15 protein-coding genes are annotated in these 23,054 nt (G+C 60.5%); 11 read left to right on the top strand and 4 right to left on the bottom strand.

Annotated elements, in window-relative coordinates; genetic code table 11:
* Nucleotides 1-30: 30 nt before the first annotated feature.
* Complete coding sequence (locus tag NQ491_RS05195) at nt 31-1,005, bottom strand: endonuclease/exonuclease/phosphatase family protein (RefSeq protein WP_019246543.1); 975 nt, start codon at nt 1,003-1,005, stop codon at nt 31-33.
* A gap of 316 nt (nt 1,006-1,321) precedes the next feature.
* Here NQ491_RS05195 and gyrA point away from each other — a divergent pair, with 316 nt between their 5' ends.
* The 11 genes from gyrA (at nt 1,322) to NQ491_RS05140 (ending at nt 19,074) form a co-directional block, all read left to right on the top strand.
* Nucleotides 1,322-3,865, top strand: a complete 2,544-nt coding sequence (gene gyrA / locus NQ491_RS05190; protein WP_019246542.1) for a DNA gyrase subunit A — start codon at nt 1,322-1,324, stop codon at nt 3,863-3,865.
* Nucleotides 3,866-3,885: 20 nt separating this feature from the next.
* Nucleotides 3,886-5,193 carry a tetratricopeptide repeat protein gene (locus NQ491_RS05185; RefSeq protein WP_026089750.1) on the top strand — a complete coding sequence of 436 codons (1,308 nt, stop codon included), beginning with the start codon at nt 3,886-3,888 and terminating at the stop codon, nt 5,191-5,193.
* A 177-nt stretch (nt 5,194-5,370) separates the two neighbouring features.
* On the top strand, nt 5,371-6,816 hold the full coding sequence (sufB, locus tag NQ491_RS05180) for a Fe-S cluster assembly protein SufB (protein ID WP_019246540.1): 1,446 nt from the start codon (nt 5,371-5,373) through the stop codon (nt 6,814-6,816).
* Between the two features lie 202 nt (nt 6,817-7,018).
* The gene (gene sufC, locus NQ491_RS05175) at nt 7,019-7,768 is read left to right on the top strand and encodes a Fe-S cluster assembly ATPase SufC (RefSeq protein WP_019246539.1); all 750 of its coding nucleotides are present in this window, start codon (nt 7,019-7,021) and stop codon (nt 7,766-7,768) included.
* A 5-nt stretch (nt 7,769-7,773) separates the two neighbouring features.
* Complete coding sequence (gene sufD / locus NQ491_RS05170; RefSeq protein WP_019246538.1) at nt 7,774-9,078, top strand: Fe-S cluster assembly protein SufD; 1,305 nt, start codon at nt 7,774-7,776, stop codon at nt 9,076-9,078.
* The gene (locus NQ491_RS05165) at nt 9,078-10,301 is read left to right on the top strand and encodes an aminotransferase class V-fold PLP-dependent enzyme (RefSeq protein ID WP_019246537.1); all 1,224 of its coding nucleotides are present in this window, start codon (nt 9,078-9,080) and stop codon (nt 10,299-10,301) included. The genes sufD and NQ491_RS05165 overlap by 1 nt, the downstream gene beginning before the upstream one ends.
* Before the next feature lie 230 nt (nt 10,302-10,531).
* The gene (locus NQ491_RS05160; protein ID WP_026089749.1) at nt 10,532-11,233 is read left to right on the top strand and encodes a dTMP kinase; all 702 of its coding nucleotides are present in this window, start codon (nt 10,532-10,534) and stop codon (nt 11,231-11,233) included.
* Between the two features lie 801 nt (nt 11,234-12,034).
* Nucleotides 12,035-13,279 (top strand): BT_3928 family protein, encoded by a 1,245-nt coding sequence (locus NQ491_RS05155; RefSeq protein ID WP_019246535.1) that lies wholly within the window; start codon nt 12,035-12,037, stop codon nt 13,277-13,279.
* Nucleotides 13,280-13,646: 367 nt separating this feature from the next.
* Nucleotides 13,647-14,690 (top strand): efflux RND transporter periplasmic adaptor subunit, encoded by a 1,044-nt coding sequence (locus NQ491_RS05150; RefSeq protein ID WP_026089748.1) that lies wholly within the window; start codon nt 13,647-13,649, stop codon nt 14,688-14,690.
* A gap of 7 nt (nt 14,691-14,697) precedes the next feature.
* Nucleotides 14,698-17,781, top strand: coding sequence for an efflux RND transporter permease subunit (locus NQ491_RS05145; RefSeq protein WP_034283341.1), 3,084 nt, complete (start codon nt 14,698-14,700; stop codon nt 17,779-17,781).
* A gap of 12 nt (nt 17,782-17,793) precedes the next feature.
* Nucleotides 17,794-19,074, top strand: coding sequence for a TolC family protein (locus tag NQ491_RS05140; RefSeq protein WP_019246531.1), 1,281 nt, complete (start codon nt 17,794-17,796; stop codon nt 19,072-19,074).
* Nucleotides 19,075-19,693: 619 nt separating this feature from the next.
* On the opposite strand, the gene NQ491_RS05135 is transcribed toward NQ491_RS05140, so the two are convergent.
* The 3 genes from NQ491_RS05135 to NQ491_RS05130 form a co-directional block, all read right to left on the bottom strand.
* Entirely contained in the window at nt 19,694-22,255 is a 2,562-nt protein-coding gene (locus NQ491_RS05135) for a calcium-translocating P-type ATPase, PMCA-type (RefSeq protein WP_019246530.1), read from the bottom strand.
* A 258-nt stretch (nt 22,256-22,513) separates the two neighbouring features.
* The gene (locus NQ491_RS11260) at nt 22,514-22,897 is read right to left on the bottom strand and encodes an AAA family ATPase (RefSeq protein WP_326929311.1); all 384 of its coding nucleotides are present in this window, start codon (nt 22,895-22,897) and stop codon (nt 22,514-22,516) included.
* Nucleotides 22,801-23,052, bottom strand: a complete 252-nt coding sequence (locus NQ491_RS05130; RefSeq protein WP_232423207.1) for an AAA family ATPase — start codon at nt 23,050-23,052, stop codon at nt 22,801-22,803. Before NQ491_RS05130 ends, NQ491_RS11260 begins: the two co-directional genes overlap by 97 nt.
* Nucleotides 23,053-23,054: the final 2 nt, after the last annotated feature.

The following is a 23,054-nucleotide window of genomic DNA, read 5'->3' as shown; positions in this document are numbered from 1 at the left end:
GGCTCCGCACGTTGTCTTCCGGCCTCCGCCTTATTCCGGTTCCGATGCTTCCAGCTCGACGTATACGGGCAGATGGTCGCTGTAGCCGCCGAGGTATTCGCGCGAGCGAAAAGTGCGCAGCGGATACCCTTTGAACGGGCCGGAGGAATGAAGCATCCAGTCGCGCACGAAGACTCCGCCGTGACTTAGCCGCAGTCCGGGACCGCGCGTCGCGGCCGGACTTGCCGCGATCCAGTCGTATAGGAAGCGCCTGTCGCGGTAGGCGTAGCTGCCGAAGCCTCGGCGGCTCGGCCCGAGCAGCGGGGTGTAGAGCGGAACGCGTCTGTACGTTCCCTCTCGGACGGTGTCGGCCGGATCGCGTATGCCCAGTTCCCGGACGGCCTCCGCCGATTGGGGCGTGCAGTTCATGTCGCCCATTACCAGCAATTTGCGGTCGGGATCGCGGCGCAAGATCGAATCGACGGCTTTCCGGAGCGTTCCGAGCGCCCGAAGCCGATACGAAGCGCGGTTCAGTTGCGAGGGCAGGTGGGCGCCGATCAGCGTCAGCGGTTCTCCGTCGAGCAGTCCGTCGACGACGAGCAGCTCGCGGGGAAGTCCCGGCCCGGCGATCTGACGGACGCGCCCGGGGAAAAACAGACTTCCGCGGTACAGCAGCGCGATGTCCATACCGCGCCTATCGGACGTGTGCCGGTGAATGTAGTTGTAGTCGGAGGAAGTTGCGAGCATCAGGTCCCTGAGGACGCTCTCGTTCTCGATTTCGGTCAGCAACAGCAGGTCGGCGTCCAGTTCGTCGATCACCCGGGCGATGTGTCCGATTTTGAGCCGGTAGCGCTCGCCGTTCCATTGCCGGGCGCCTCGCGGCGTGTAGTCGCCGTCGTCGATCAGCCGGTCGGGGATCGTGTCGTGCAGCGACTCGGCATTGTAGCACGCGATGCGGATGCCGGGACCGGCGGCATGCAACCAAGCGAGCGGGCAGAGCATCCATATCAATAGGAAATATTTCATCGCGGGAGCGGAGCTTGTCCGATAAAGTTAGCGAATTTTTCCTTCGGACCATTCGTTTTTCGGCCGTTTTTCAGCCGAATAAAGGACTGTTTCCCGTTTTGTCCCGGCTTGTGCCGGAAGCGGATCGCGCAAAATGGCGTTAAAACGCGTTTTCAGGGGGTAATTTTGCGGTTAGCCAAAAAAAGAGTAAATTAGCGGACCGTTTGGAGCGGCTCGTTTTACCGGGAAACGACCGAAATGCTGATAAAGCGGTCTTTCCCGTCTCTTCGGAAAGAATTTCCGCGGGACGGTCCGCACGGATGACAAAAGTTGAATTATGGCAGAAGCATCAGAAGAAGGAAGAATCATTCAGATCAATATCGAGGAGGAGATGAAAACCGCCTACATCGATTATTCGATGTCGGTGATCGTCTCCCGCGCGCTGCCCGACGTGAGGGACGGCCTCAAGCCGGTGCATCGCCGGATCCTCTACGACATGAGCAACGAGCTGAACCTCTATTCCGACAAGCCTCACCGCAAGTCGGCCCGTATCGTCGGCGACGTGCTCGGTAAGTTCCACCCGCACGGCGATTCGTCCGTATACGAGGCCATGGTGCGCATGGCTCAGGAGTGGAGCCTGCGCTATCAGCTGGTGGACGGGCAGGGCAACTTCGGCTCGGTCGACGGAGACGGTCCTGCCGCCATGCGTTACACCGAGGCCCGTATGCGCAAGATCGCCGACGAGGTGATGGCCGACATCGACAAGGATACGGTCGATTTCCGTCCGAATTTCGACGAGACGATTCCCGAGCCTACGGTCCTGCCGACGAAGATTCCGCTGTTGCTGGTCAACGGCGCGTCGGGTATTGCCGTCGGCATGGCGACCAACATGCCGCCGCACAATCTTTCGGAAGTGATCGACGCTACGTGCGCCTATATCGACGACCGTCAGGTCGAGACGTCCGAGCTGCTCAAGTACGTAAAGGCGCCCGACTTTCCGACCGGAGGCATCATCTACGGCTACGAGGGAGTGCGAGAGGCTTACGAGACGGGCCGCGGACGCATCGTGATGCGCGCCAAGACCGAGATCGAACATACGTCCACGGGGCGCGAGTGCATCGTCGTGACCGAGATTCCCTATATGGTCAACAAGGCCGAGATGATCCGCAAGATCGCCGACCTGATCAACGACAAGAAGATCGAGGGCATCGCCTATATCAACGACGAGAGCGACCGCAGCGGCATGCGTATCGTAATGATCCTCAAGCATGACGCGGTGGCCAGCGTCGTGCTGAACAATCTGTTCAAGCTGACCCCGATGCAGACCTCCTTCCCGGTCAACAACATCGCGTTGGTCGACGGCCGTCCGATGCTGCTGACGCTGCGCGACCTGATCCGCCATTTCGTCGAGCATCGCCACGACGTGGTCGTGCGGCGCACGCGCTACGATCTGGCTCAGGCCGAGAAGCGGGCCCATATTCTGGAGGGACTGCTCATCGCGGTCGATCATATCGACGAGGTGATCCGCATCATCCGCGGCTCGCAGAGTCCCGACGCGGCCAAGATCGCGCTGATCGAGCGTTTCTCGCTGACCGAAGTGCAGGCCGCTGCGATCATCGACATGCGCCTGAGGGCCCTGACCGGACTCGAGCGCGACAAGCTGAAGAACGAGTACGACGAGCTGTGCAAGCAGATCGCCTATTATAAAGAGGTGCTTGAGAGCGAGCCGTTGCAGATGAAGATTATCAAGGACGAGCTGCTGGAGATCAAGCAGAAGTACGGCGACGAGCGCCGTACCGAGATCGTATTGAGCGCCGAGGAGTTCAACCCGGAAGATTTTTACGCCGACGACGAAATGGTGATCACCATTTCGCATATGGGTTATATCAAGCGGACGCCGCTCACCGAGTACCGCACGCAGAATCGCGGAGGCGTCGGAATGAAGGGCTGCTCGACGCGAGACGAAGATTTCATCGAGCACATCTATGTGACGACGATGCACAATACGATGCTTTTCTTCACCGAAAAGGGCCGTTGTTACTGGCTGAAGGTGTACGCGATCCCGGAAGGAACGCGCGCCTCGAAGGGACGCGCGATCCAGAACGTGATCCAGATCGAACCCGACGACGCGGTCCGCGCCTATATCAACGTGCGCCGTCTGGACGACAGGGAGTACGTGACGAGCAATTACATCATCATGTGCACGAAGGCCGGTATCGTCAAGAAGACGTTGCTCGAGGCCTACTCGCGTCCGCGTCAGAACGGCGTCAACGCGATCACGATCAAGGAGGGCGACCAGCTGATCGAGGCCAAGCTGACCAGCGGCGACAGCGAGGTGCTGCTGGCGGCCAAGGAGGGCAAGGCGATCCGCTTCAACGAAAAGGCGGTCCGTCCGATCGGACGGACGGGCGCCGGAGTCAAGGGCATCACGATCGACGGAGACGACGAGGTCGTCGGCATGATCTGTGTTGAAAAGGACCGCAAAGAGGACATTCTGGTGGTTTCCGAGCACGGCTACGGCAAGCGGACCGATTTGGACGATTACCGGATCACGAATCGCGGCGGCAAGGGCGTCAAGACGCTTCAAATTACCGAAAAGACCGGTAAGCTAATCGCTATCAAGGCCGTGACCGACGAGAACGACCTGATGATCATCAATCGCTCGGGACTGACGATCCGCATTCCGGTGGGGGACATCCGTTTGGCCGGCCGCGCGACGCAGGGCGTCAAGGTGATCAACCTGCGCGGGGGCGATTCGATCGCCTCGGTGATCGAGGTTCCCAAGAGCGAAGAGCCCGAGTCGGAAACGCCCGAAGCGGAAGGCGGAAGTGTCGATGCCCCGGACGGACAAACGTCCGGAACCGAAAATATGAACGAATAATACCTTAAAATCATTGAATTATGAAACGTCTGTTATTGTCATTAACCCTTGCGCTGTTCGCGTTCTCCGGTTCCGTAAACGCTCAGGAGACCCGATTCAACGAGGAGGCCCTTATGAAGAAGCTTGCCAAGCTGGAGGCCGACAGCAAGGATGCGAAGAAAGGAGCCAAGGCCGCTACGTGGCTCGAGTTGGGAAAAGTTTACGAGAATGCTGCGACGGGCTTGACCAACGGTCTGTACGTAGGTTTGGACAGCATGACGACCGAGCTCGTCTTCCCGAAGCCCGAGAGAGGTGTGGAGACGATCAACGGAGTTACCTATTCCAAATGGTCGTATCCCGATTTCGATGTTTATCTGGAAAACGGCGTCGTTTCGTTCTGGTCCGTCAAGAAAGTCGTCGTAGAGGACGCGCTGGCGAAAGCTGCCGCTGCCTACAACAAGGCCTATGAGCTGGATAACAGCACGGCCGAGAAGGTCGCCGAGGGTCTGGGCAAGGTAGTGGACGGTTATAAGCAGGATGCCTCGAACTTCTTCGAGCTGCGCCAGTTCATTCCCACCGCCGAGGCTTTTGCCGCCGCTTTCGATCTGCAGCGTCACCCGACGCTCAACCGGATGGATACGGCCAGTTGCTATTATGCCGGTTATATCTATACGCTGGGTAAGAAATTCGATCTGGGCGAGAAATACCTCAAGGAGGCGATCGACAACGGCTATGAGAGCGAGGGCGACGCCTACTATTATCTGTTCCACAGCTACTACGGACAGAAGAAAATGGACGAGGCCAAGCAGATTCTGCTGGCCGGCGTGACCAAATATCCCAAGAACTCGCAGATACTCGAAATGCTGATCAGCCTGTACGCGGAAACGGGCGAGGATCCTCACGATATCATTCCTTACGTGCAGAAGGGTATCGAGAACGATCCGAACAATCCGGAGCTGTGGTCCGGCCTGGGTCGCGTGTACGACAAGCTGGGCGATAACCAGAAAGCGCTGGAGGCTTTCGGCAAGGCGGTAGGACTGACTCCGGACGACTTCAACGCGAATTTCAACTATGCCTTGATGGTGGTCCGCAGCGCCGACAACATGACGACCGAGTTCAACGGCAAGTCCTTTACGAGCCGCGAGGAGCGCGATGCCGAGATGGCGAAGCTGAACGCGGAATATGCCAAGGCGCTCGCGCCTCTCGAAAAGGCGCACTCGATCAATCCCGAGGAGCCCATTACCGTCGAGCTGCTCAAGAGCCTTTATTTCCGCCTGCGCGACGAGTCTCCCGAGATGATGGACAATTTCAACAAGTACAACGAATTGTTCAAGAGCATGCAGCAATAACCTGTCTGCCGACAGGACCGAAGGACCGTCCCATGGACGGTCCTTTTTATTTTGGACAAAATTTTGCAGTATAGACGGCGAAAGATTACCTTTGCGGGTAATGCGGCCGAATCCCGCTTGTCCGGACCGGAGGATCGTACCGCCGGGTTTTCGGTATCGTAACCGCAGGTTTCGCACATGGAGAGAAAAGACGACATACTGGACGAGGTCACGAGCGGCGAGTACAAGTACGGCTTCGTGACCGACATCGATACGGAGACGTTTCCCAAGGGGCTCAGCGAGGAGGTCGTCCGGCGGATCTCGCGGATCAAGGGCGAGCCCGGGTGGATGACCGACTATCGTCTGAAGGCTTACCGTCACTGGCTGACGCTTACCATGCCGCGTTGGCCGCATCTGGATCTTCCGGAGATCGACTTTCAGGACATCAGCTACTATGCCGCTCCGAAAAAGAAGCCTCGGCTGGCGAGCATGGACGAGGTCGATCCGGAGCTGAAGGCGACGTTCGACAAGCTCGGCGTGCCGCTCGAGGAGCAGATGCTGCTTTCAGGCGTGGCCGTCGATGCGGTCATGGACTCCGTTTCGGTGAAGACCACGTTTCGCGATACGCTGGCCGAGAAGGGGATCGTTTTCTGCTCGTTCTCCGAGGCGCTGAGGGAGCACCCCGATCTAGTGCGCCGATACATGGGCAGCGTAGTACCCTATACCGATAACTTTTTCGCGGCGCTGAACGCGGCCGTTTTCTCGGACGGGTCGTTTTGCTATATTCCCAAGGGGGTGCACTGCCCGATGGAGCTGAGCACTTATTTCCGGATCAATGCGGCCGGGACGGGCCAGTTCGAGCGTACGCTGATCGTTGCCGACGAAGGCGCCTATGTCAGCTACATGGAGGGGTGCACGGCTCCGATGCGCGACGAGAACCAGCTGCATGCCGCCGTCGTCGAGATCGTCGTGATGAAGGATGCCGAGGTGAAATACTCGACCGTTCAGAACTGGTATCCGGGCGATAAGGACGGCAACGGGGGGATCTACAACTTCGTCACCAAGCGGGGAATCTGCCGGGGCGAGAACGCGCGGCTGTCGTGGACGCAGATCGAGACCGGTTCGGCGCTGACGTGGAAGTATCCGAGCTGTATTCTCGCGGGCGACCGCTCGGTCGGGGAGTTCTATTCGGTAGCCGTGACGAATAACCATCAGCAGGCCGATACGGGGACGAAGATGATTCATCTGGGCCGCGATACGCGCAGCCGGATCGTCAGCAAGGGTATTTCGGCCGGCGTCAGCCAGAACAGCTACCGGGGACTGGTCAAGGTGTCGCCGAAGGCCGAGGGGGCGCGCAACTACTCGCAGTGCGACTCGCTGCTTATCGGCGACCGGTGCGGGGCGCACACGTTTCCCTATATCGAGGTGGGCAACCGCTCGGCCGTTGTCGAGCACGAGGCGACCACGTCGAAGATCGGGGAGGATCAGCTCTTTTATTGCAATCAGCGAGGGCTTTCGACCGAGGATGCCGTCGGGCTGATCGTCAACGGCTATGCGAAGGAGGTGCTCAACAAGCTGCCGATGGAATTTGCCGTCGAGGCTCAGAAGCTGTTGTCGATCAGTCTGGAAGGTAGCGTCGGGTAGGGCCTCGCGCATGGAGCCGGGCCGTCGGGTCCGCAGTCGTGCGGAGTTGTGTGAAAAATAGCGTTCCGACCGGGGAAATTTACCGGATTTCGCGGTATGGACGGGCGGGACGACAGGGCGTATTCGTCGCTCGGGAAGAGAATTAACGGGCCTCCGGCTTACGCGCAAGCGCAGGTCGTGCAGGCCGCATGAGATAGATGCTATGTTGGAAGTGAAAAATCTGCATGCCGCTGTCGACGGCAAGGAGATATTGAAGGGAATCGATCTGACGGTTCGTGCCGGCGAGGTCCATGCGATCATGGGGCCGAACGGCTCGGGCAAGAGCACGCTGGCCTCGGTGCTGGCGGGCAACGAGCGCTTCGAGGTGACCGAGGGCGAGGTTCTTTTCGAGGGGCGCGATCTGCTCGGCATGCCGGTCGAGGAGAGGGCCCGCGCCGGGCTGTTCCTCGGCTTTCAGTATCCGGTCGAGATTCCCGGCGTCAGCATGGCCAACTTCATGAAGTACGCCGTTAACGAGAAGCGCAAGTATCAGGGGCTCGAGCCGCTTACGTCGGCCGAATTCCTGCGGATGATGCGCGAGCGGGCCGCCGTCGTCGAACTCGACAGCAAGCTGACTGGCCGGGCCGTGAACGAAGGGTTCTCGGGCGGCGAGAAAAAGAAGAACGAGATTTTCCAGATGGCGATGCTCGAGCCGAAGCTCGCCGTGCTCGACGAGACCGACAGCGGCCTCGATATCGATGCGCTGCGGATCGTGGCCACCGGCGTGGCCAAGCTCAAGCGTCCCGATAACGCGACGATCGTCATCACGCACTACCAGCGCCTGCTGGATTATATCGTGCCCGATGTCGTTCATGTGCTTTACGACGGACGGATCATTCACTCGGCCGGCAAGGAACTGGCCCTGAAACTCGAGGATCAGGGCTACGACTGGCTGATTAACCAATATAAGTAGGCGCGATGGACGGTTCGTTGGAAAAAAGGCTGGGCGATCTGTACTGGTCGAACGCCGACATCATCTCCGAGAGCGCGCCCGTGTTGAACGCGCCTCGGGCCGACGCGCTGGTGGCGTTCAACCTGACGGGAGTTCCCGCGCGCGGCTCGGCCGGCGGCGACCGCTATCACTATACCGGGCTGAGGGAAGCGTTCGGTGCGGAGTACGAGTCGTATTTCACGCCTTCCTATGCGTCGGCTTCCGTTCGGCATCTCGACCTCGAAGGAGGGCGCGCAGGCTTTATGAACGGTTTTCATTCGGGAGCCGAGCCGCTGACCGAGACGCCCGAAGGGGTCTTGTACGGATCGTTGGCGGCGGCGGCCGTTCGCTATCCCGATTTGATCGGCCGCTATTACAACCGGCTGAGCGGGGAGCACGGCGATGCGTTGTCGGCTCTCAATACCGTGTTCGCGCAGGACGGAGCATTCGTTTATGTGCCGCGCGGCGTTCGGGTCGCCCGTCCGTTGCTGGTCACGTTCGCTCATTACAGCGAGGACGAGGCTTTGCGCTGCTTTGCCCGAAGTCTGTTCGTATTCGAGCGGGATAGCGAGGCCCAGCTCGTGATCGACGACCGTTCGGAAGGCGACGGAGCGGCGCTCGACTGCCAGGTCCGCGAGCTGTTCGTCGGCAGCGGCGCCCGTGTCGAGTTGGTCGAGCTGCTGAGACTCGGCGATCGCTCGACGCTCGTGTCGAGCAGCTTTGTCGAACAATGGGAGTCGAGCCGACTGCACACGCTTTCGGTCGCTCTCGACGGCCGGCTCGTGCGGAGCAATCAGCAGGTCCGCCTGCTCGGCAGCGGGGCCGAGAACCATACCAACGCGCTGATGCTCTGCGGGGCGGGCGAACATATCGATTTCAATACGAGCTTGGAGCACGCAGCGGCCGACTGCACGAGCTACGAGCTGGTCAAGGCCATTGCGGCGGACGGCGGCACGGGCGTGTTCGGCGGCCGCATTTACGTGGCGCAGGACGCCCAGCGGACGCAGGCTTACCAGCAGAACAACAATCTGCTGCTCGGCGATGCGGCGCATGTCTATTCGAAGCCTCAGCTCGAAATTTATGCCGATAACGTCAAGTGCAGCCATGGGGCGACGGTCGGCCGGCTGAGCGCCGAAGCCCTTTACTATATGCGGCAGCGGGGCCTGTCCGACCGCGATGCGCGCCGTCTGCAAATGTTCGGCTTCGCCAATCAGGTGATCGAGAAAATTCCTGTCGAGGGACTGACCGGAACGATCGAGGAATTGGCCGCCGCCAAAATAGACCGTATGTGATGGCTTTCGACGTAGAGAAAATACGGGCCGACTTTCCGGTCCTTTCCTGCGAGGTCTACGGCCGTCCGTTGGCGTACCTCGATAGCGGGGCGACGGCTCAGAAGCCGCGCGCGGTGATCGACAAGGTCGACTGGCTGCATCGCCGGATGAATGCCAACGTGCACCGGGGACTGCACTACATGAGCGAGACCTGCACCGACGAGTACGAGGCCGCACGCGAGGCCGTCCGCCGGTTCATAGGCGCCGGCTCGACGCGCGAGATCGTCTTCACGTCGGGGGCGACCGCCTCGATCAATCTGGTCGCGTACAGCTTCGGCGGGCGTTTCGTCCGGGAGGGCGATAACGTGATTACGACCGAGATGGAGCACCATTCGAACATCGTTCCGTGGCAGATGCTCTGCGAGCGCAAGGGGGCGGAGCTGAGAGTGCTTCCGTTCGACGATGCCGGAGCGCTCGAAACCGGCCGGCTCGACGAACTGATCGATTCCCGCACGCGCATCGTATGCGTTACGCAAGCGTCGAACGTGCTCGGGACGCGGCCCGACCTGCGCGCGGTCGTCGATGCGGCGCACCGCAAGGGCGTGCCGGTACTCGTCGACGGTTGTCAGGGGATCGTGCACGGCGGAGTCGACGTGACGGCGCTCGATTGCGACTTCTATGCCTTTTCCGGTCACAAGCTTTACGGTCCGACGGGGATCGGCGTGCTGTACGGTAAGGAACGGTGGCTGGAACGGATGCCTCCGTTCATGGGCGGGGGCGACATGGTGGCGACGGTCTCTTTCGCCGGAACGACCTATGCCGAGCTTCCGCTCAAGTTCGAGGCCGGCACGGCCAACTACATCGGCGCGATCGGGCTCGGCGAGGCGATCCGCTACGTGGAAGGCGTGGACCGCGAGGCTGCGGCTCGTTACGAGAGCGGGTTGACGGCCTATGCGACCGAGAAGCTCTCGGCCGTGGAGGGTCTGCGTATCTACGGCTCGCAGCCCGACAAGTGCAGTATCCTGTCGTTTACGATCGACGGGACGCATCCGTACGATGTCGGGATGATCCTCGACAAGCTGGGAATCGCCGTGCGGACCGGCACGCACTGCGCCGAGCCGGTGATGGCCCATTACGGCATCACGTCGATGGTGCGAGCGTCGCTGGCCATGTACAATACCTTCGGCGAGATCGATATGCTTGCCGAGGGCCTGAAGCGGGCGGCACGCATGCTGCGCTCCTGAGGCGGGGCCCGTCGTCCGCTTCGTTCCGGCCGGCGGGGAAGAGCGCGCTCCGGATAGCGCGAGTCGTTATGAGAACCGTTCGTTGTGCTCGAATGGATATGACCGTCCCGCTTGGCGACGAGCGCTTGCGGCGGCCCCGCACAGGAAGCTGAAAACGAAGGAAGAAAGCTGAAAACGACGGGCGACGGCCTACACCCTGCCCGGATAACTCGATTTGAAATACGGAAGAAATGCCCTTGCTTGTTTTGGAAGGCCTCGACGGGGCCGGAAAGTCCACCCAGATTCACCGTTTGCAACAAATGCTCGCCGCGCGGGGCATCGGGTACGAATACCTTCACTTCCCGCGTTTCGACGCGCCCGTGTACGGAGAGTTGATCGCCCGCTTCCTGCGGGGCGAGCTCGGCGGAGTCGACCGGGTCGATCCCTATATCGTGGCGCTGCTGTACGCCGGCGACCGGGCCGATGCGGCTGCGGCGATCCGGGGCTGGCTGGCGGAGGGAAAAAGCGTAATACTGGACCGGTATGTCTATTCCAACGTGGCCTACCAGTGCGCCAAGGTCGCCGATCCGCAGGCCCGGCGGAAACTGCGCGACTGGATCGTCGATCTGGAATACTGTCATCATGCGATTCCCGTTCCTGATCTGTCCCTGTTTCTCGACGTGCCGTTCGGCTTTACCAAAAGGAAGCTCGAGGAGGTCCGCGAGGGCGACGACCGCGAGTATTTGCAGGGCAAGAGGGATATTCACGAGTCCTCGCTCATCCTGCAACAGCGCGTCCGGGAGGTCTATCTCGAGCAGGAAGCGCTCGACGACCGGTTCCGGGTAATCGACTGTTCGGCTCCCGACGGCTCGATGCTCGATCCCGATTCGATTTTCGAGCGGATCGCCCGGCAGGTGGATCGGATGCTCCCATTACCCGAAGGGAAACGATAGCCCGAGACGCAGAAGTCGGCCTCGCGTGTCGCCGGCGCGCGGTGGGAGCACCGTCGCTCTGCGGCGGGTCGTTTCGCATGTCTTGTCCGGTTCTTACCGCATGCGTGTTTAATTTTTTACCCGGTTCCGATTTTTGTCGCGAGGAGGATTCTGTCCGATAATCGGCTGTCGCCTGCCGTGTAGGGAGAATCTTTGGGCACGGCGAGTCCGGGAGTTCCGCACCGTTTCCTGCAAATATGCTGCGGCGCTTTTTGTCGGGCGGTATCTTTCGGGCGGCCCGACGATCGGCCGGTTCCGGACAGCGCTTTTCTGCCGTGTCCCGTTATGCGAGGAACGCCGGAGTTCACTCTTGCGACCGAGGCGGTTCCATCGCGAGAAAATCTCCGGTCGTCGGTAAGCCGTTCGGAGCGATCTGCCCGCCTCGCGTACCGTCCGTGAATGGCTGCCGTCGCATGGACTACGCGCCGGGATGCTCGGTTGTCGGTGATGCGGGACTTCGCCTTATAAACTTTGTCGGGCGGAATTTTAAGCAAAGTTTTCCTGCGTGACCATACGCTCGGCGTGTGAGCGGTCTTCTGCGGCGGCATACGGTACGCGACCGTTGCGACTGCGTGAGCCGGTCGGTCTTCTGCGCGTCTCACTATTCTTCGGGGCTCTCGTTCGTTCGGTCCCGAATTCTTTCGACAGGGACCGATACGCGAAGATACGGATGCGGCTGCGCCGGCGGGCGAAGGAAAGGGCATGTTTCATTCTTCGAATAAATTGCATACATTTGCATGAACGACTGAAAGAGAATACGATATGAAAAAGCATGCCCTTTGGCCGGCCCTGTCGCGGTGGATCGTCGCTCTGGTGTTCATTTTTTCGGGATTCGTCAAGGGCGTCGATCCGTGGGGAACGGCGATCAAGCTCGGCGAGTACCTTAGGGCCTTTTCCATGGACTGGCTCGTCGGAGCTCAGTTCGCGCTGTCGATTCTGCTTTCGGCTACGGAGATGACCATCGGTCTCTGCCTGCTTTTCAGGGTCAGGGAGCGCGGCGCGGCGCGGCTGGCTTTGCTCTTTATGGGCTTCTTCACGGTGCTGACGCTCGTTCTCGCGCTGTGGAATCCGGTCGCGGACTGCGGTTGCTTCGGCGATGCGGTGAAGCTGACCAACTGGCAGACGTTCTACAAGAATGTTCTCTTGTCGGCTTTCGCGTTGCTGCTTTGGCGGGGCGTTCGCCATGAGCGTCACGGTCACGACCGGCAGCGCTCGATCGTGGAAAACAGCATGGTTTTCTTCTTTCTGCTTTTTTCGTCGGGCATAGGGATCTATTCGATGCGCCATCTTCCCCTCGTCGATTTTCTGCCGTTCAAGGTCGGCGCGAACATTCCCGCCCAGTTGGCTTCTGCCGGAGGGGACGTGACGACGACGTTGGTTTACAGGGACCGCCTGAGCGGAGAACTGCGCGAATTCGCGTTGCAGGATACCTCGTGGTACGATACGCTGCGCTGGGAATACGTCGATACCCGGATCGAGGAACGAATGCCGTCCCGTCGTCCCGCCATCGCCGATTTTTCCGTTTTCGATTCGGACGGCGACCATGCGACGGCTCTGCTCGCCTCGCCTCGCGAAGTCTTTCTGATCGTTATGACGCGGACCGAGGACGGGTTGAGGGACGGTTGCCGCGAGCGCATGGAGGAAGTCGTCCGGTATGCGGCGCATCACGGCTATCCGGCCGTATGCGTCACGACCTCGCCCTTGCCGGAAGGGGGCCTGATCGCGCTCGGCGAACGGGGCGTCCCCGTCTATAATATCGACCCTACGACGCTTAAGACGATGATCCGGGCCCGGACCGGCTTGGTGCTGCTCAAGGAGGGGATCGTTCTGGGGAAATGGAATTGCCGCGACATACCCCGCTTCGACAGCCTGTACGGCGACCGGACCGTGCTTGAGGCGGTCGTCGAGCGCGGTGCGGAGAACGGCCGGGCCTGGCTGCTGGGAACGCTGCTGGTTGCGCTGGCGTTGGCATACGTCGTATTTACGGCGCACAGAAGAAAGCGGTGACATCCGTTGACTCCTGCATATGGCTACGCCGGCAAACCGGCATGGTTCCCGTCTGAGTTTCCGGCCATCCTGTTCCGATTTCCTGCCTCCGAGTCGACCGGAGGAATAGAATCGTCGCTGCGTGCGGCTTGGCGGACGGTTCGGTTTTCGTGGCTTTGGCCTATCCGAATTCGTCGTCTGCATGTCTTTCCCGTTACAATCGCTTTTAACGCTTTTCTTTTTTTGAGGTATTCCGTCGGCGTTTCGCCGCCTTGCGTTTCTGGCAGGGGGAATCGGGCCCGGCATTGTCGTTCCCGGTAGGACCTGCGGTCTCGTGTGGCATGATTTTGGCTTATAATCAGGCTGTCAAAGAACGAGGTTTTCCGCTATGAGATACAGATTTCTGTTGCTCCTTGCCGGAGCCGCCGCGATGTGCGGCTGCGGGGATCCGGCGCCGAGGCAGGCGCCGGGCGCGGCAGCCAGACCCATCAAGACTTTCACGACCGAATCGCTCGGCGCCATAAACAAGAATTTCGCTGGCATGTCGACGGCCGACGACATTTCGAACCTGGCTTTCCGGGAGCCGGGCCAGATCGTCAAAATGAACGTTTCGGAAGGCCAGAGCGTCAAGAAAGGCACCGTCATCGCCGAGATCAATCCCCGCGAGTACATGCTGCAAATGGAGGCCGACAAGGCTACCTATCTGACGGCCCAGTCGCAGCTCGAGCGCAACAAGCGGCTGATCGAACGGCAGGCGATTTCGCGTCAGGACTACGAGACGGCCGAAGCCGCCTACGTCCGGGCGCGCACGGCTTACGACAACTCGAAAAGCATTCTGGCCGACACGAAGCTGGTCGCGCCGTTCTCGGGTGCCGTCGAGAAAGTCTATGCCGACAACTACCAGCGGGTTCAGGCGGGCGAGCCGGTTGTCCGGCTTGTCAATCCGCAGACGCGTTCGGTCAAGTTCACGATGCCCGAAAGCGGACTGCAAACCCTCAAACTGTCCGGCCTCGCGTTTACCGTCCGGTTCGACAACTATCCGAACGTCGTATTCGATGCCCTCCTCAAAGAGTATGTCCAGAGCTCGACGCAGGCTGCCGGCATTACCGTCGCGCTGACGCTCGACGGGCAGAACGTCGGGAAGTACGACATCGCGCCCGGCATGGCCTGCACGGTCAACCTGAGGGTGGACATCCCGGACCGGCGCGACATGACCGGCGTTCCGCTGACGGCCGTGTTCGACCGGGACGGCAAGGAGTATGTCTGGGTGGTAAGCGACCGCGCCGAGGCGGAGTTGCGCGAGGTGACTCTCGGTGATCTGTACGGCAGCGACATGGTCATGGTGACTCGGGGGCTCGTCCCCGGAGAGACGGTCGTGACGGCGGGCGTCTACCGGATCGAGCAGGGCGAGCGAGTCAAAATCCTGAAATAAGATGAAGATGAATCTGCCGCGATACTCGCTCGACAATCCGAAGGTGATCTGGTTCTTTCTGGCCGTGCTTTTCATCGGCGGTCTCGTCGCGTTCGGCCATCTCGGAAAGAAGGAAGACGCGCCGTTCGTGATCAAGAGCGCGTCGATCGTTACCCGCTATCCCGGCGCTACGCCCGAGGAGGTCGAGCAGTTGATTACCGAACCGATCGAGCGCGAGATTCAGTCGATGCGCCGGGTCTATAAAATCACCTCCGAGTCGTTCTACGGCATGTCGAAAATCATGATCGAGCTGTTGCCCTCGACTCCGGCCGACGAAATGCCGCAGATGTGGGACGAGCTTCGGCGGAAGATTCTCACCGTGCAGGCCGTCTTGCCCGAGGGGGCCTCGCCGATCTCGGTCGGGGACGATTACGGCGACGTGTTCGGCATCTACTACGGTCTGTCGGCCGATCCGGGTTTCACGTACGAGGAGATGCGCGACTGGGCGCAGCGGATCAAGACCGAGCTGGTGCCGGTCGACGGCGTGCAGAAAGTGACGCTTTTCGGCGAGCAGCAGGACGTGGTGAACGTCCGGGTCAGCATGGCGGCGCTCGCCAGCCTGTTCATCGCGCCCGACGAGATCATCCGGATTCTCGGCTCGCAGAACGCGCTGGTCGGAAGCAGCGAGAAGCTGGCCGGCGACATGCAGATACGGATCATCGAAACGGGAACCTATAAGAGTCTCGACGACATCCGGAACCAGCTGCTGACCTCCTCCCAAGGACTTCAGGTCCGCTTGGGCGACATCGCCCGGGTCGAGACGGGCTACGCGGAGCCTCCCTCGACGCTGATGCGCGTGAACGGGCAGCGGGCTATAGGCATCGGCATTTCGACCGATCCGGAGAAGGATGTCGTGCGCACGGGCAGGCTGATCGAGCGGAAGCTGGCGACGATCACGCCGATGATGCCGCTCGGCATCGCGCTTCAGACGCTCTATCCCGAAAACCGGATCGCCGCCGAGGCGAACCGCGCGTTCGTCATGAACCTGCTTGAGTCGGTCGCGATCGTGATCCTGCTGATCATGGCGATCATGGGATTCCGCGCCGGCCTGCTGATCGGCAGCTCGCTGCTTTTCACTATCGGAGGCACGCTGCTGATCATGCAAGGGCTGGATGTCGGGCTGAACCGGACTTCGCTGGCCGGGTTCATCATTGCGATGGGCATGCTCGTCGATAATGCGATCGTCGTGACGGACAACGCGCAGAACGCGATGTTGCGCGGCGTACCGAGAGATCGGGCCCTGATCGGGGGGGCGACCGTGCCCCAATGGGGCCTGTTCGGCGCGACGCTGATCGCCGTCTTTTCGTTCCTGCCGCTCTATCTGGCGCCGTCGGCCGTGGCCGAGATCGTCAAGCCGCTGTTCGTCGTGCTCGCCATCTCGCTGACACTGAGCTGGGTGCTCGCGCTGTCGCAGACGCCGCTGTTCGGTAGCTACATCCTCCGGGACCGCTCGGGAGCCGTTCCGCGCGACCCGTATGCCGGGAGATTCTACCGCCGCTTCGACCGTCTGCTCGGAGCGTTGATCCGTTGGCGCTATGCGGTGGCGGCCGTCGTGCTGGCGCTGTTCGCCGGCGCGTTGTACGCGATGAGCGTCATGCCCCAGAACTTTTTTCCCAACCTCGACAAGCCCTATTTCCGCGCCGACTGCTTTCTGCCCGACGGCTATAATATCCGCGACATGGAGCGTCAGACGGCCCGGCTCGATCGGTGGCTCCGCGACCAGCCCTCGGTCCGGACCGTCTCGGTTACGATGGGCAGCTCGCCTCCCCGCTACTATTTGGCCAGTCCGTCGTTCGGACCGAAGCCGAATTTCGCGAACGTGCTGGTCGAACTGTCGAGCAAGGACTCGACGGCCGCCGTCGAGCAGCGGTTCGACCGTTATGTCCGGGAGAATTGTCCCGATCTGCTCGTCCGCTCGTCGCTGTTCAAACTCTCGCCTGCCGTCGAGGCGGCTATCGAGATCGGCTTCATCGGTCCCGACATCGATACGCTGGCCGAGCTGACCGAGCAGGCGCAGCGTATCATGGCCTCGATTCCCGAAGTGGGGGATATTCGCAACAGCTGGGGAAACGCGGTTCCTATATGGACTCCCGTCTACTCGCAGGAGAAGGGGCCCCGGCTGGGCATTACCCGCTCGGCGATGGCTCAGCAGATGAACATCGCCACGAGCGGGTACCGGCTCGGGGAGTTCCGCTACAAGGATCGTCTCATGCCGATTCTGCTCGTCGACGAGAATCTGACCGACTTCAGTCTGGACAATCTGCGCTCGATCCCGATCTACTCGCCGAGCGGCAAGGTGTATCCGCTGGAGCAGGTGACCGAGCGCTTCGATTTCGATTACCGGTACGGGGTCGTGAAGCGCTACAATCGCGAGAGGGTCATGATGGCGCAGTGCGACCCGGTTCGGGGGGCCAATACGAAACGGGCTTTCGCGGAGGTCTTTTCCCGAATCGAGTCTGAAGTCCGGCTGCCCGAGGGCTATACGATGAAGGTTTTCGGAGAGCAGCAGAGTCAGGAGGACTCGAACGCCGCCTTGGCCGAGGGTATGCCGCTCACGCTGCTGCTGATCTTTGCGACGCTGCTGCTGCTGTTCCGGTCCTACAAGAAGCCGGTCGTCATTCTGCTGATGGTGCCTCTGATATTCATCGGGGTCGTGCTCGGCCTTTGGGTTACCGGCAAGCAGTTCGACTTTTTCGCGATGCTCGGGCTGCTCGGACTGGTGGGCATGAATGTCAAGAATGCGATCGTGCTCGTCGACCGGATCGGAGGCGAGTCGGCAGGGGGGAAGTCGCCTTACGAGGCGGTCGTGTCGGCCACGCGGTCGAGAATCGTTCCCGTGCTGATGGCTTCCGGGACGACGATTCTGGGCATGCTGCCGTTGCTGTTCGACTCGATGTTCGGCGGCATGGCGGCAACGATCATGGGCGGGCTGCTCGTCGCATCGCTGCTTACGATTCTCGTCCTGCCGGTCGCTTACTGCATATTCTTCCGCATACGGTCCCCGAGAGCGGCCGGACTGCAGGTGTCCGGTCCGGATACCGTCGATTCCTAAACGAATGAAATCATGAAAACTTTTGTCATGCTTTTGACGGCGACTTGCTGCATCGGGCCGTGCCTGCGTGCGCAGACTACCGTAACGCTTCAGGATTACCGGCGTCAGGTGCTCGAGTACAGTTACCGGCTGAAACAGGCGGCCGAGAACGCGGAAGCGGCCTACCAGTCCGCACGCGGTCTGCATACGGGTTTTCTGCCGCAGCTGAGCGCCGACGGCGACTTCTCGATCCATTTCAAGAACCGTTACGGTACGCAGGACGGGCAGGAAAAGCTGTTGAGGCCCTATTCGTTCAGCCTGCAGCCCGCCGTCGTCCAGCAGATATACGGCGGGGGAAGCGTTCGTAACGGTTACCGGCAGGCATTGGTCGGATACGATATGGCGACCCTCGAACAGCAGCTCACGGAACTGGACGTGACCTATCTGGCCGAGTACAACTACTGGAATCTGGCGTCGAACGCCGCGTTGTTAGAGGCCACGGTCCGCTATGAGCAGATCGTCCGGACGATGTACGATGTGATTCGCACGCGCTTCGAGGACGGGTATGTGGCCAAGAACGATCTGCTGATGATCCGGACGCGGCTCCGAAGCGCCGAGTTCTACCGGATTCAGGTCGAGAATCTCTACCGGGTGGCATTGCAGAACTTCAACGTTCTGTCGGGCGTCGAGCCGGACATGCCCCGGCGCATCGCCGATTCGATCACGGAGCCGAGCCCGCTGCCCCAGCCGGTCGATCTGGAGAGGGCGCTCGGAGAGCATCCCGACTACCTGATCGCCTCGCGCCGGATCGAATACGAGCGCTACGGCGTCAAGCTGGCTTCGGCTCGCTTCATGCCCCGTCTGTCGGCCGGCGTGCAGGGCGTCTGGAACAGCCTGTCGCCTAATTTCAATGGAGAGACCGAGGTGGACGGGCTGACCTTTCTCCGGCTGAGCGTCCCGATTTTCCATTGGGGGGAGCGTCGTCGGGCGGTGGCGGTGTCGCAGGCCGCTTTCCGCTCGGCCCAGTATGCCGAGCGACAGAAGGTCGACGACCTGACGCTGGCTATCTCGTCGGCATGGACCAACATCACCGAGGCGGCTATTCAGATCGAGATCGCGCAGGCCAACCTGGACGTCGCCGGCGAAAACCTGTCGCTCAATACGTTCAGCTACAATGAAGGACAGTTGGCCGTCCTCGATGTGATCTCTTCCCAGATATCGTGGATTCAAGCTTATACGAACGTCATCACGGCTCACTTTAACGAGAAGGTCGCTATTTCGGCCTATCGCAAGGCGGCCAATATCCGGCCCTGACGGGATAGGACGTATGGCGGAATCCTCCGTTTCCGGGCAGGGCCCGCTTTCGGGCGACGGCGTTCCGCGCCGGGTCGTTTTTCCGGAGAGAATGTCTTTTTGGAGGACCATATGCCTTGTATTCCCCCTTCTGAAATGCGGACAGATAAAGAAGACATGGACCCCGATTCTTGTCCCTGTTTATTCCTGTTGAAATAAACGGCGATCATAATCGACAGGCCCATGCCGGTAACGGACAAAAACCGTTATCGCTTCGCACCGAGAGAAGCGGTTCCCGGAAATAAATGCCCGTATTCCTACCTTATTGTCAGGTAAATAACATTCTTCTGAAACAAATATAGTAAAAAAATGTTCATCGGAATATATTGACAGAGATTATTTGCAGTAAAACCTTTCGGTCGGTTGTCTTATCAATACGTTTCATGATTTTGTCCCGTTTTTTCGCTCGTTTCCGGCGCTTTTCATGGATTAGAAACATGGACAAAATGGTCGGCCGATGTGTCGCCGTCTCTTTCCTTGAATGCCGGCGTACCGCTTTGCGGGAAAAGCGCCGGCCCTCCGATCGGACCGGCATGCGGGCGACGATCGGAGGGCCGGGAAAGGACGGCGCCCCTCGGGATCAGGCGCGTTGTCGGCGCTTGATCCAGCGCGACAGCTCGCCGGCCCACATGACGAGCGAGGTTCCCCCGACGATGATCGCCCAGTCGCGCAGCGTAATCGGAACCGTGCGGAATACTTCGCCGCCCCAAGTGACGATCGCGATCTGTCCGACGAGGATCAGCAGCAACACTCCGTAGAAGGCCGAGCATCCCTTCATATGGGTGCATACGGTCGATCGGCTCCCGAAGCCTTTGGCGTTGAACATGTTCCAAAATTGCAGCATGACGAAGACGGTGAAGAATACCGAGAGCTCGTACGGCGTAATGCCTTGCCCGAACCAGGCGAGCATGCCCAGAAGCGCGGCGACGAATACGATGCCCACGCCCACAATGGAGCGTATCATCGGTCGCGTGATGATGAAATCGCTGTTCTTGCGCGGCTTTTCGCGCATGACGCTGCGGCTCGGCGGCAGCGAAGCCAGCGCCAGCGCGGCGAACGTGTCCATGATCAGGTTGACCCACAGCATCTGCGTGACGGTCAGCGGCAGCTGGCTGCCGAAGATCGATCCGAGCAGCACGATGACGATTGCGACGAAGTTGATCGTCAGCTGGAACAGGACGAAGCGCTGAATGTTCTTGTACAGCGAGCGGCCCCACATGACGGCCGTCGCGATGCTGCTGAACGAGTCGTCCATCAGCGTGATGTCGCTCGCCTCCTTCGCAACCGACGTGCCCGAGCCCATGGACAGGCCGACCTGTGCGAAATTCAGCGCCGGAGCGTCGTTCGTCCCGTCGCCCGTCACGGCCACGACCTCGCCCCGCTGCTGAAGCAGGCGGACAAGCCGCTGCTTGTCGAGCGGCCGGGCGCGCGACATGATCTTGAGCGCCTGTACGCGACCGAGCAGCTCTTCGTCGCTCATGGCGGCGAATTCGGTGCCGGTCAGATGATTGTAGTCGGTGTCCTCGGCCGTCCACAGGCCGATCTGCCGTCCGATTTCCTTGGCCGTGGCCGGCGTGTCGCCCGTGACGATCTTCACGGCTATACCCGCGTCGAGGCATTCGCCGACGGCTGCCGGCACGTCGTCGCGTACCGGGTCCGAAATGGCCGCGATGCCGATGAAGGTCAGCGGGCCTTCGGAGAGCGCCTGCTCGCAAGTATCGGCCTCGGTTTTGCGATAGGCAAGCCCCAGCGTTCGCATGGCCATGTTCTGATAAGCCGTCAGTTGTCGTACGACTTCCTCTTTGTCGCCGAAGCCGCTGCACCGGTCGAGTACGATCTCCGGCGCTCCTTTCACATACAGCACGCGCCCTTCGGTCGGCGATTCGACGAGCGTGGCCATGAATTTGCGCTCGGTCGTGAACGTGAGCTGGTCGACGACCCGGGCCGCATCGCGCAGCGGGGCGTAGTCGACGCCCCGGTCGCGCAGCCAGAGCAGCAGGGCTCCCTCAGTCGGGTTGCCGATCACGCGGGCGTCGGCGTCCAGAAAAGCCGTCGAGTTGGCCGCGATGCCCTCGTCGACGATCGCGTCGGGCGTATCGCCGTAGAGCTTCGTTTCGAAGACGCGCATCTGGTTGCGCGTCAGCGTGCCGGTCTTGTCCGTGCAGATGACCGTGATAGCTCCCATCGTCTCGCTCGCGTGCATTTTGCGCACCAGGTTGTTCGTGCGCAGCATCCGGCGCATGTTGACGGCCAGCGACAGCGTGACGCTCATCGGAAGGCCTTCGGGTACGGCCACGACGATCAGCGTGACGGCTACCATGAAGTACTGCAATACCTCGGTGGCGATCGTCAGCCAATCGGAGCGGAGCAGATCGCCGATGATCATGCCCTTTACGAGCAGCGCGACGAACGTAACGATCGCCAGCGAGATACCTACCCGTCCGATCAGTTTCGACAACTTCTGCAATTGCAGGTTCAGCGGGGTTTGCTCCTCGCTTTCGACCGTGGCCTGTTCGGCTACGTGGCCGAACTCGGTCGCGTTGCCGACGGCCGTGACCGTCATCGTGCCGTGTCCTTCGATTACCGTCGTGCCGCGCATCGCATGATCCGACGGATAGGTAGCCTCGGGATCGAAGTGGGCCGGGTCGGTCGTCTTGTCGATCTGCGGTTCGCCGGTCAGCGTCGACTCGTTGATCTTCAGCGAGACGGCTTCCGTCAGTCGTCCGTCGGCTGGTACTTCCTCGCCGCTTTGCAGGATCACCGTGTCGCCGACTACGACGTCGCGCTTGGGTATTTCGGTCACGTGGCCGTCGCGGACGACCTTGACCGGCGTGTCGTCGTTGGTGCTGTTCAGCACGTCGAATTTTTTCATCGCGTCGTACTCGAACCAGAAGGCGACGCCCGTGGCGAGGAAGATTGCGCAGAAGATGCCGATCGCCTCGGCGAACTCGTTGTGGATGAATCCTATGCCGAGCGAAAGCAGGGCGGCGACCAGCAGGATGCGGATCACCGGATCGTTGAACTTCTCGAAAAAGAGCCTCCACAGCGACTTGCGTTTGGGAGGGGTCAGCACGTTGGCTCCGTACCGTTGCCGGCTCTGCTCGACTTCGGCTCCGGTGAGCCCTTTCGGGTGGTTTGACATGACTGTTTTACGTTTAAATGATGCGATAGCTTGGCCCGGGCCGTGTGTGCGGACCGGTCTTATGACCGAAGCTGTTCGATTCGGAGCGGACGGCATACGGATTTCAGCTCCGTTTTCCTTCGTTTCCGCACCCGGGCAAAGGTACAAAAATAGTGCAGGTGAAAAAAGAACGGTCGTCTTCAGAAAAACGGGCGTATACGGTCGCGAGCGAAAGATCGAAAAAAGCCTCGTGCCGCGTCCGGACGGAAAACCGTTCGTTTACGGAGTCTTTCCGATACGGTCGATCATCCATCGGGCCCGTTCGCCGGGCGGCAGGAAAGGTACAGTTATGGTGCGGTAGCCGAGCCTCTCATAGGTGTCCTTCAGAATTCGGCAGGTCTCTCGGGCTTCGTCCGGGCTCTGTTTCCTTTCGGAGTCGTTGACATAGATTTCTTCCCAAAAGGGGAAGAGGAAAACCCTTTCGTTGTATAGACACTTCTCGGCCGCGTTTTTCAGTTCCCGAAATACCGGCAGTCCGATCAGCCGGCAATAGCCCCAAACGTCGACTATCCCCCGGTCGAAAAAGCAGGGTTCGCCGAGGTCCGCGTGCTTTTTCGGGATTGGAGCGACATCAGGCGGGCATACCGGGCCGTGTCGGCCCACGGAACGGCATTCCCGCCGGTTTCGGCCTGACTGCGGATGATTTTCCTGCCCGCTTCGCGGACCGTATGGTATCCCATTCCGTCCAATATGTCGAGCACGGTCGACTTGCCTCCTCCGGGCCCTCCCGTGAGGACGTAAAGATTTCGGTTTCGCATAC

It is taken from the genome of Alistipes ihumii AP11, from assembly GCF_025144665.1.
Taxonomy (GTDB): domain Bacteria; phylum Bacteroidota; class Bacteroidia; order Bacteroidales; family Rikenellaceae; genus Alistipes_A; species Alistipes_A ihumii.
This window is presented reverse-complemented; position numbering and strand designations above follow the sequence as displayed.

Bases quoted from the DNA above. Each gene is read 5' to 3' on its own strand.
- NQ491_RS05195 (WP_019246543.1), bottom strand. From the start codon at position 1,005: ATGAAATATTTCCTATTGATATGGATGCTCTGCCCGCTCGCTTGGTTG.
- gyrA (WP_019246542.1), top strand. From the start codon at position 1,322: ATGGCAGAAGCATCAGAAGAAGGAAGAATCATTCAGATCAATATCGAG.
- NQ491_RS05185 (WP_026089750.1), top strand. From the start codon at position 3,886: ATGAAACGTCTGTTATTGTCATTAACCCTTGCGCTGTTCGCGTTCTCC.
- sufB (WP_019246540.1), top strand. From the start codon at position 5,371: ATGGAGAGAAAAGACGACATACTGGACGAGGTCACGAGCGGCGAGTAC.
- sufC (WP_019246539.1), top strand. From the start codon at position 7,019: ATGTTGGAAGTGAAAAATCTGCATGCCGCTGTCGACGGCAAGGAGATA.
- sufD (WP_019246538.1), top strand. From the start codon at position 7,774: ATGGACGGTTCGTTGGAAAAAAGGCTGGGCGATCTGTACTGGTCGAAC.
- NQ491_RS05165 (WP_019246537.1), top strand. From the start codon at position 9,078: ATGGCTTTCGACGTAGAGAAAATACGGGCCGACTTTCCGGTCCTTTCC.
- NQ491_RS05160 (WP_026089749.1), top strand. From the start codon at position 10,532: ATGCCCTTGCTTGTTTTGGAAGGCCTCGACGGGGCCGGAAAGTCCACC.
- NQ491_RS05155 (WP_019246535.1), top strand. From the start codon at position 12,035: ATGAAAAAGCATGCCCTTTGGCCGGCCCTGTCGCGGTGGATCGTCGCT.
- NQ491_RS05150 (WP_026089748.1), top strand. From the start codon at position 13,647: ATGAGATACAGATTTCTGTTGCTCCTTGCCGGAGCCGCCGCGATGTGC.
- NQ491_RS05145 (WP_034283341.1), top strand. From the start codon at position 14,698: ATGAATCTGCCGCGATACTCGCTCGACAATCCGAAGGTGATCTGGTTC.
- NQ491_RS05140 (WP_019246531.1), top strand. From the start codon at position 17,794: ATGAAAACTTTTGTCATGCTTTTGACGGCGACTTGCTGCATCGGGCCG.
- NQ491_RS05135 (WP_019246530.1), bottom strand. From the start codon at position 22,255: ATGTCAAACCACCCGAAAGGGCTCACCGGAGCCGAAGTCGAGCAGAGC.
- NQ491_RS05130 (WP_232423207.1), bottom strand. From the start codon at position 23,052: ATGCGAAACCGAAATCTTTACGTCCTCACGGGAGGGCCCGGAGGAGGC.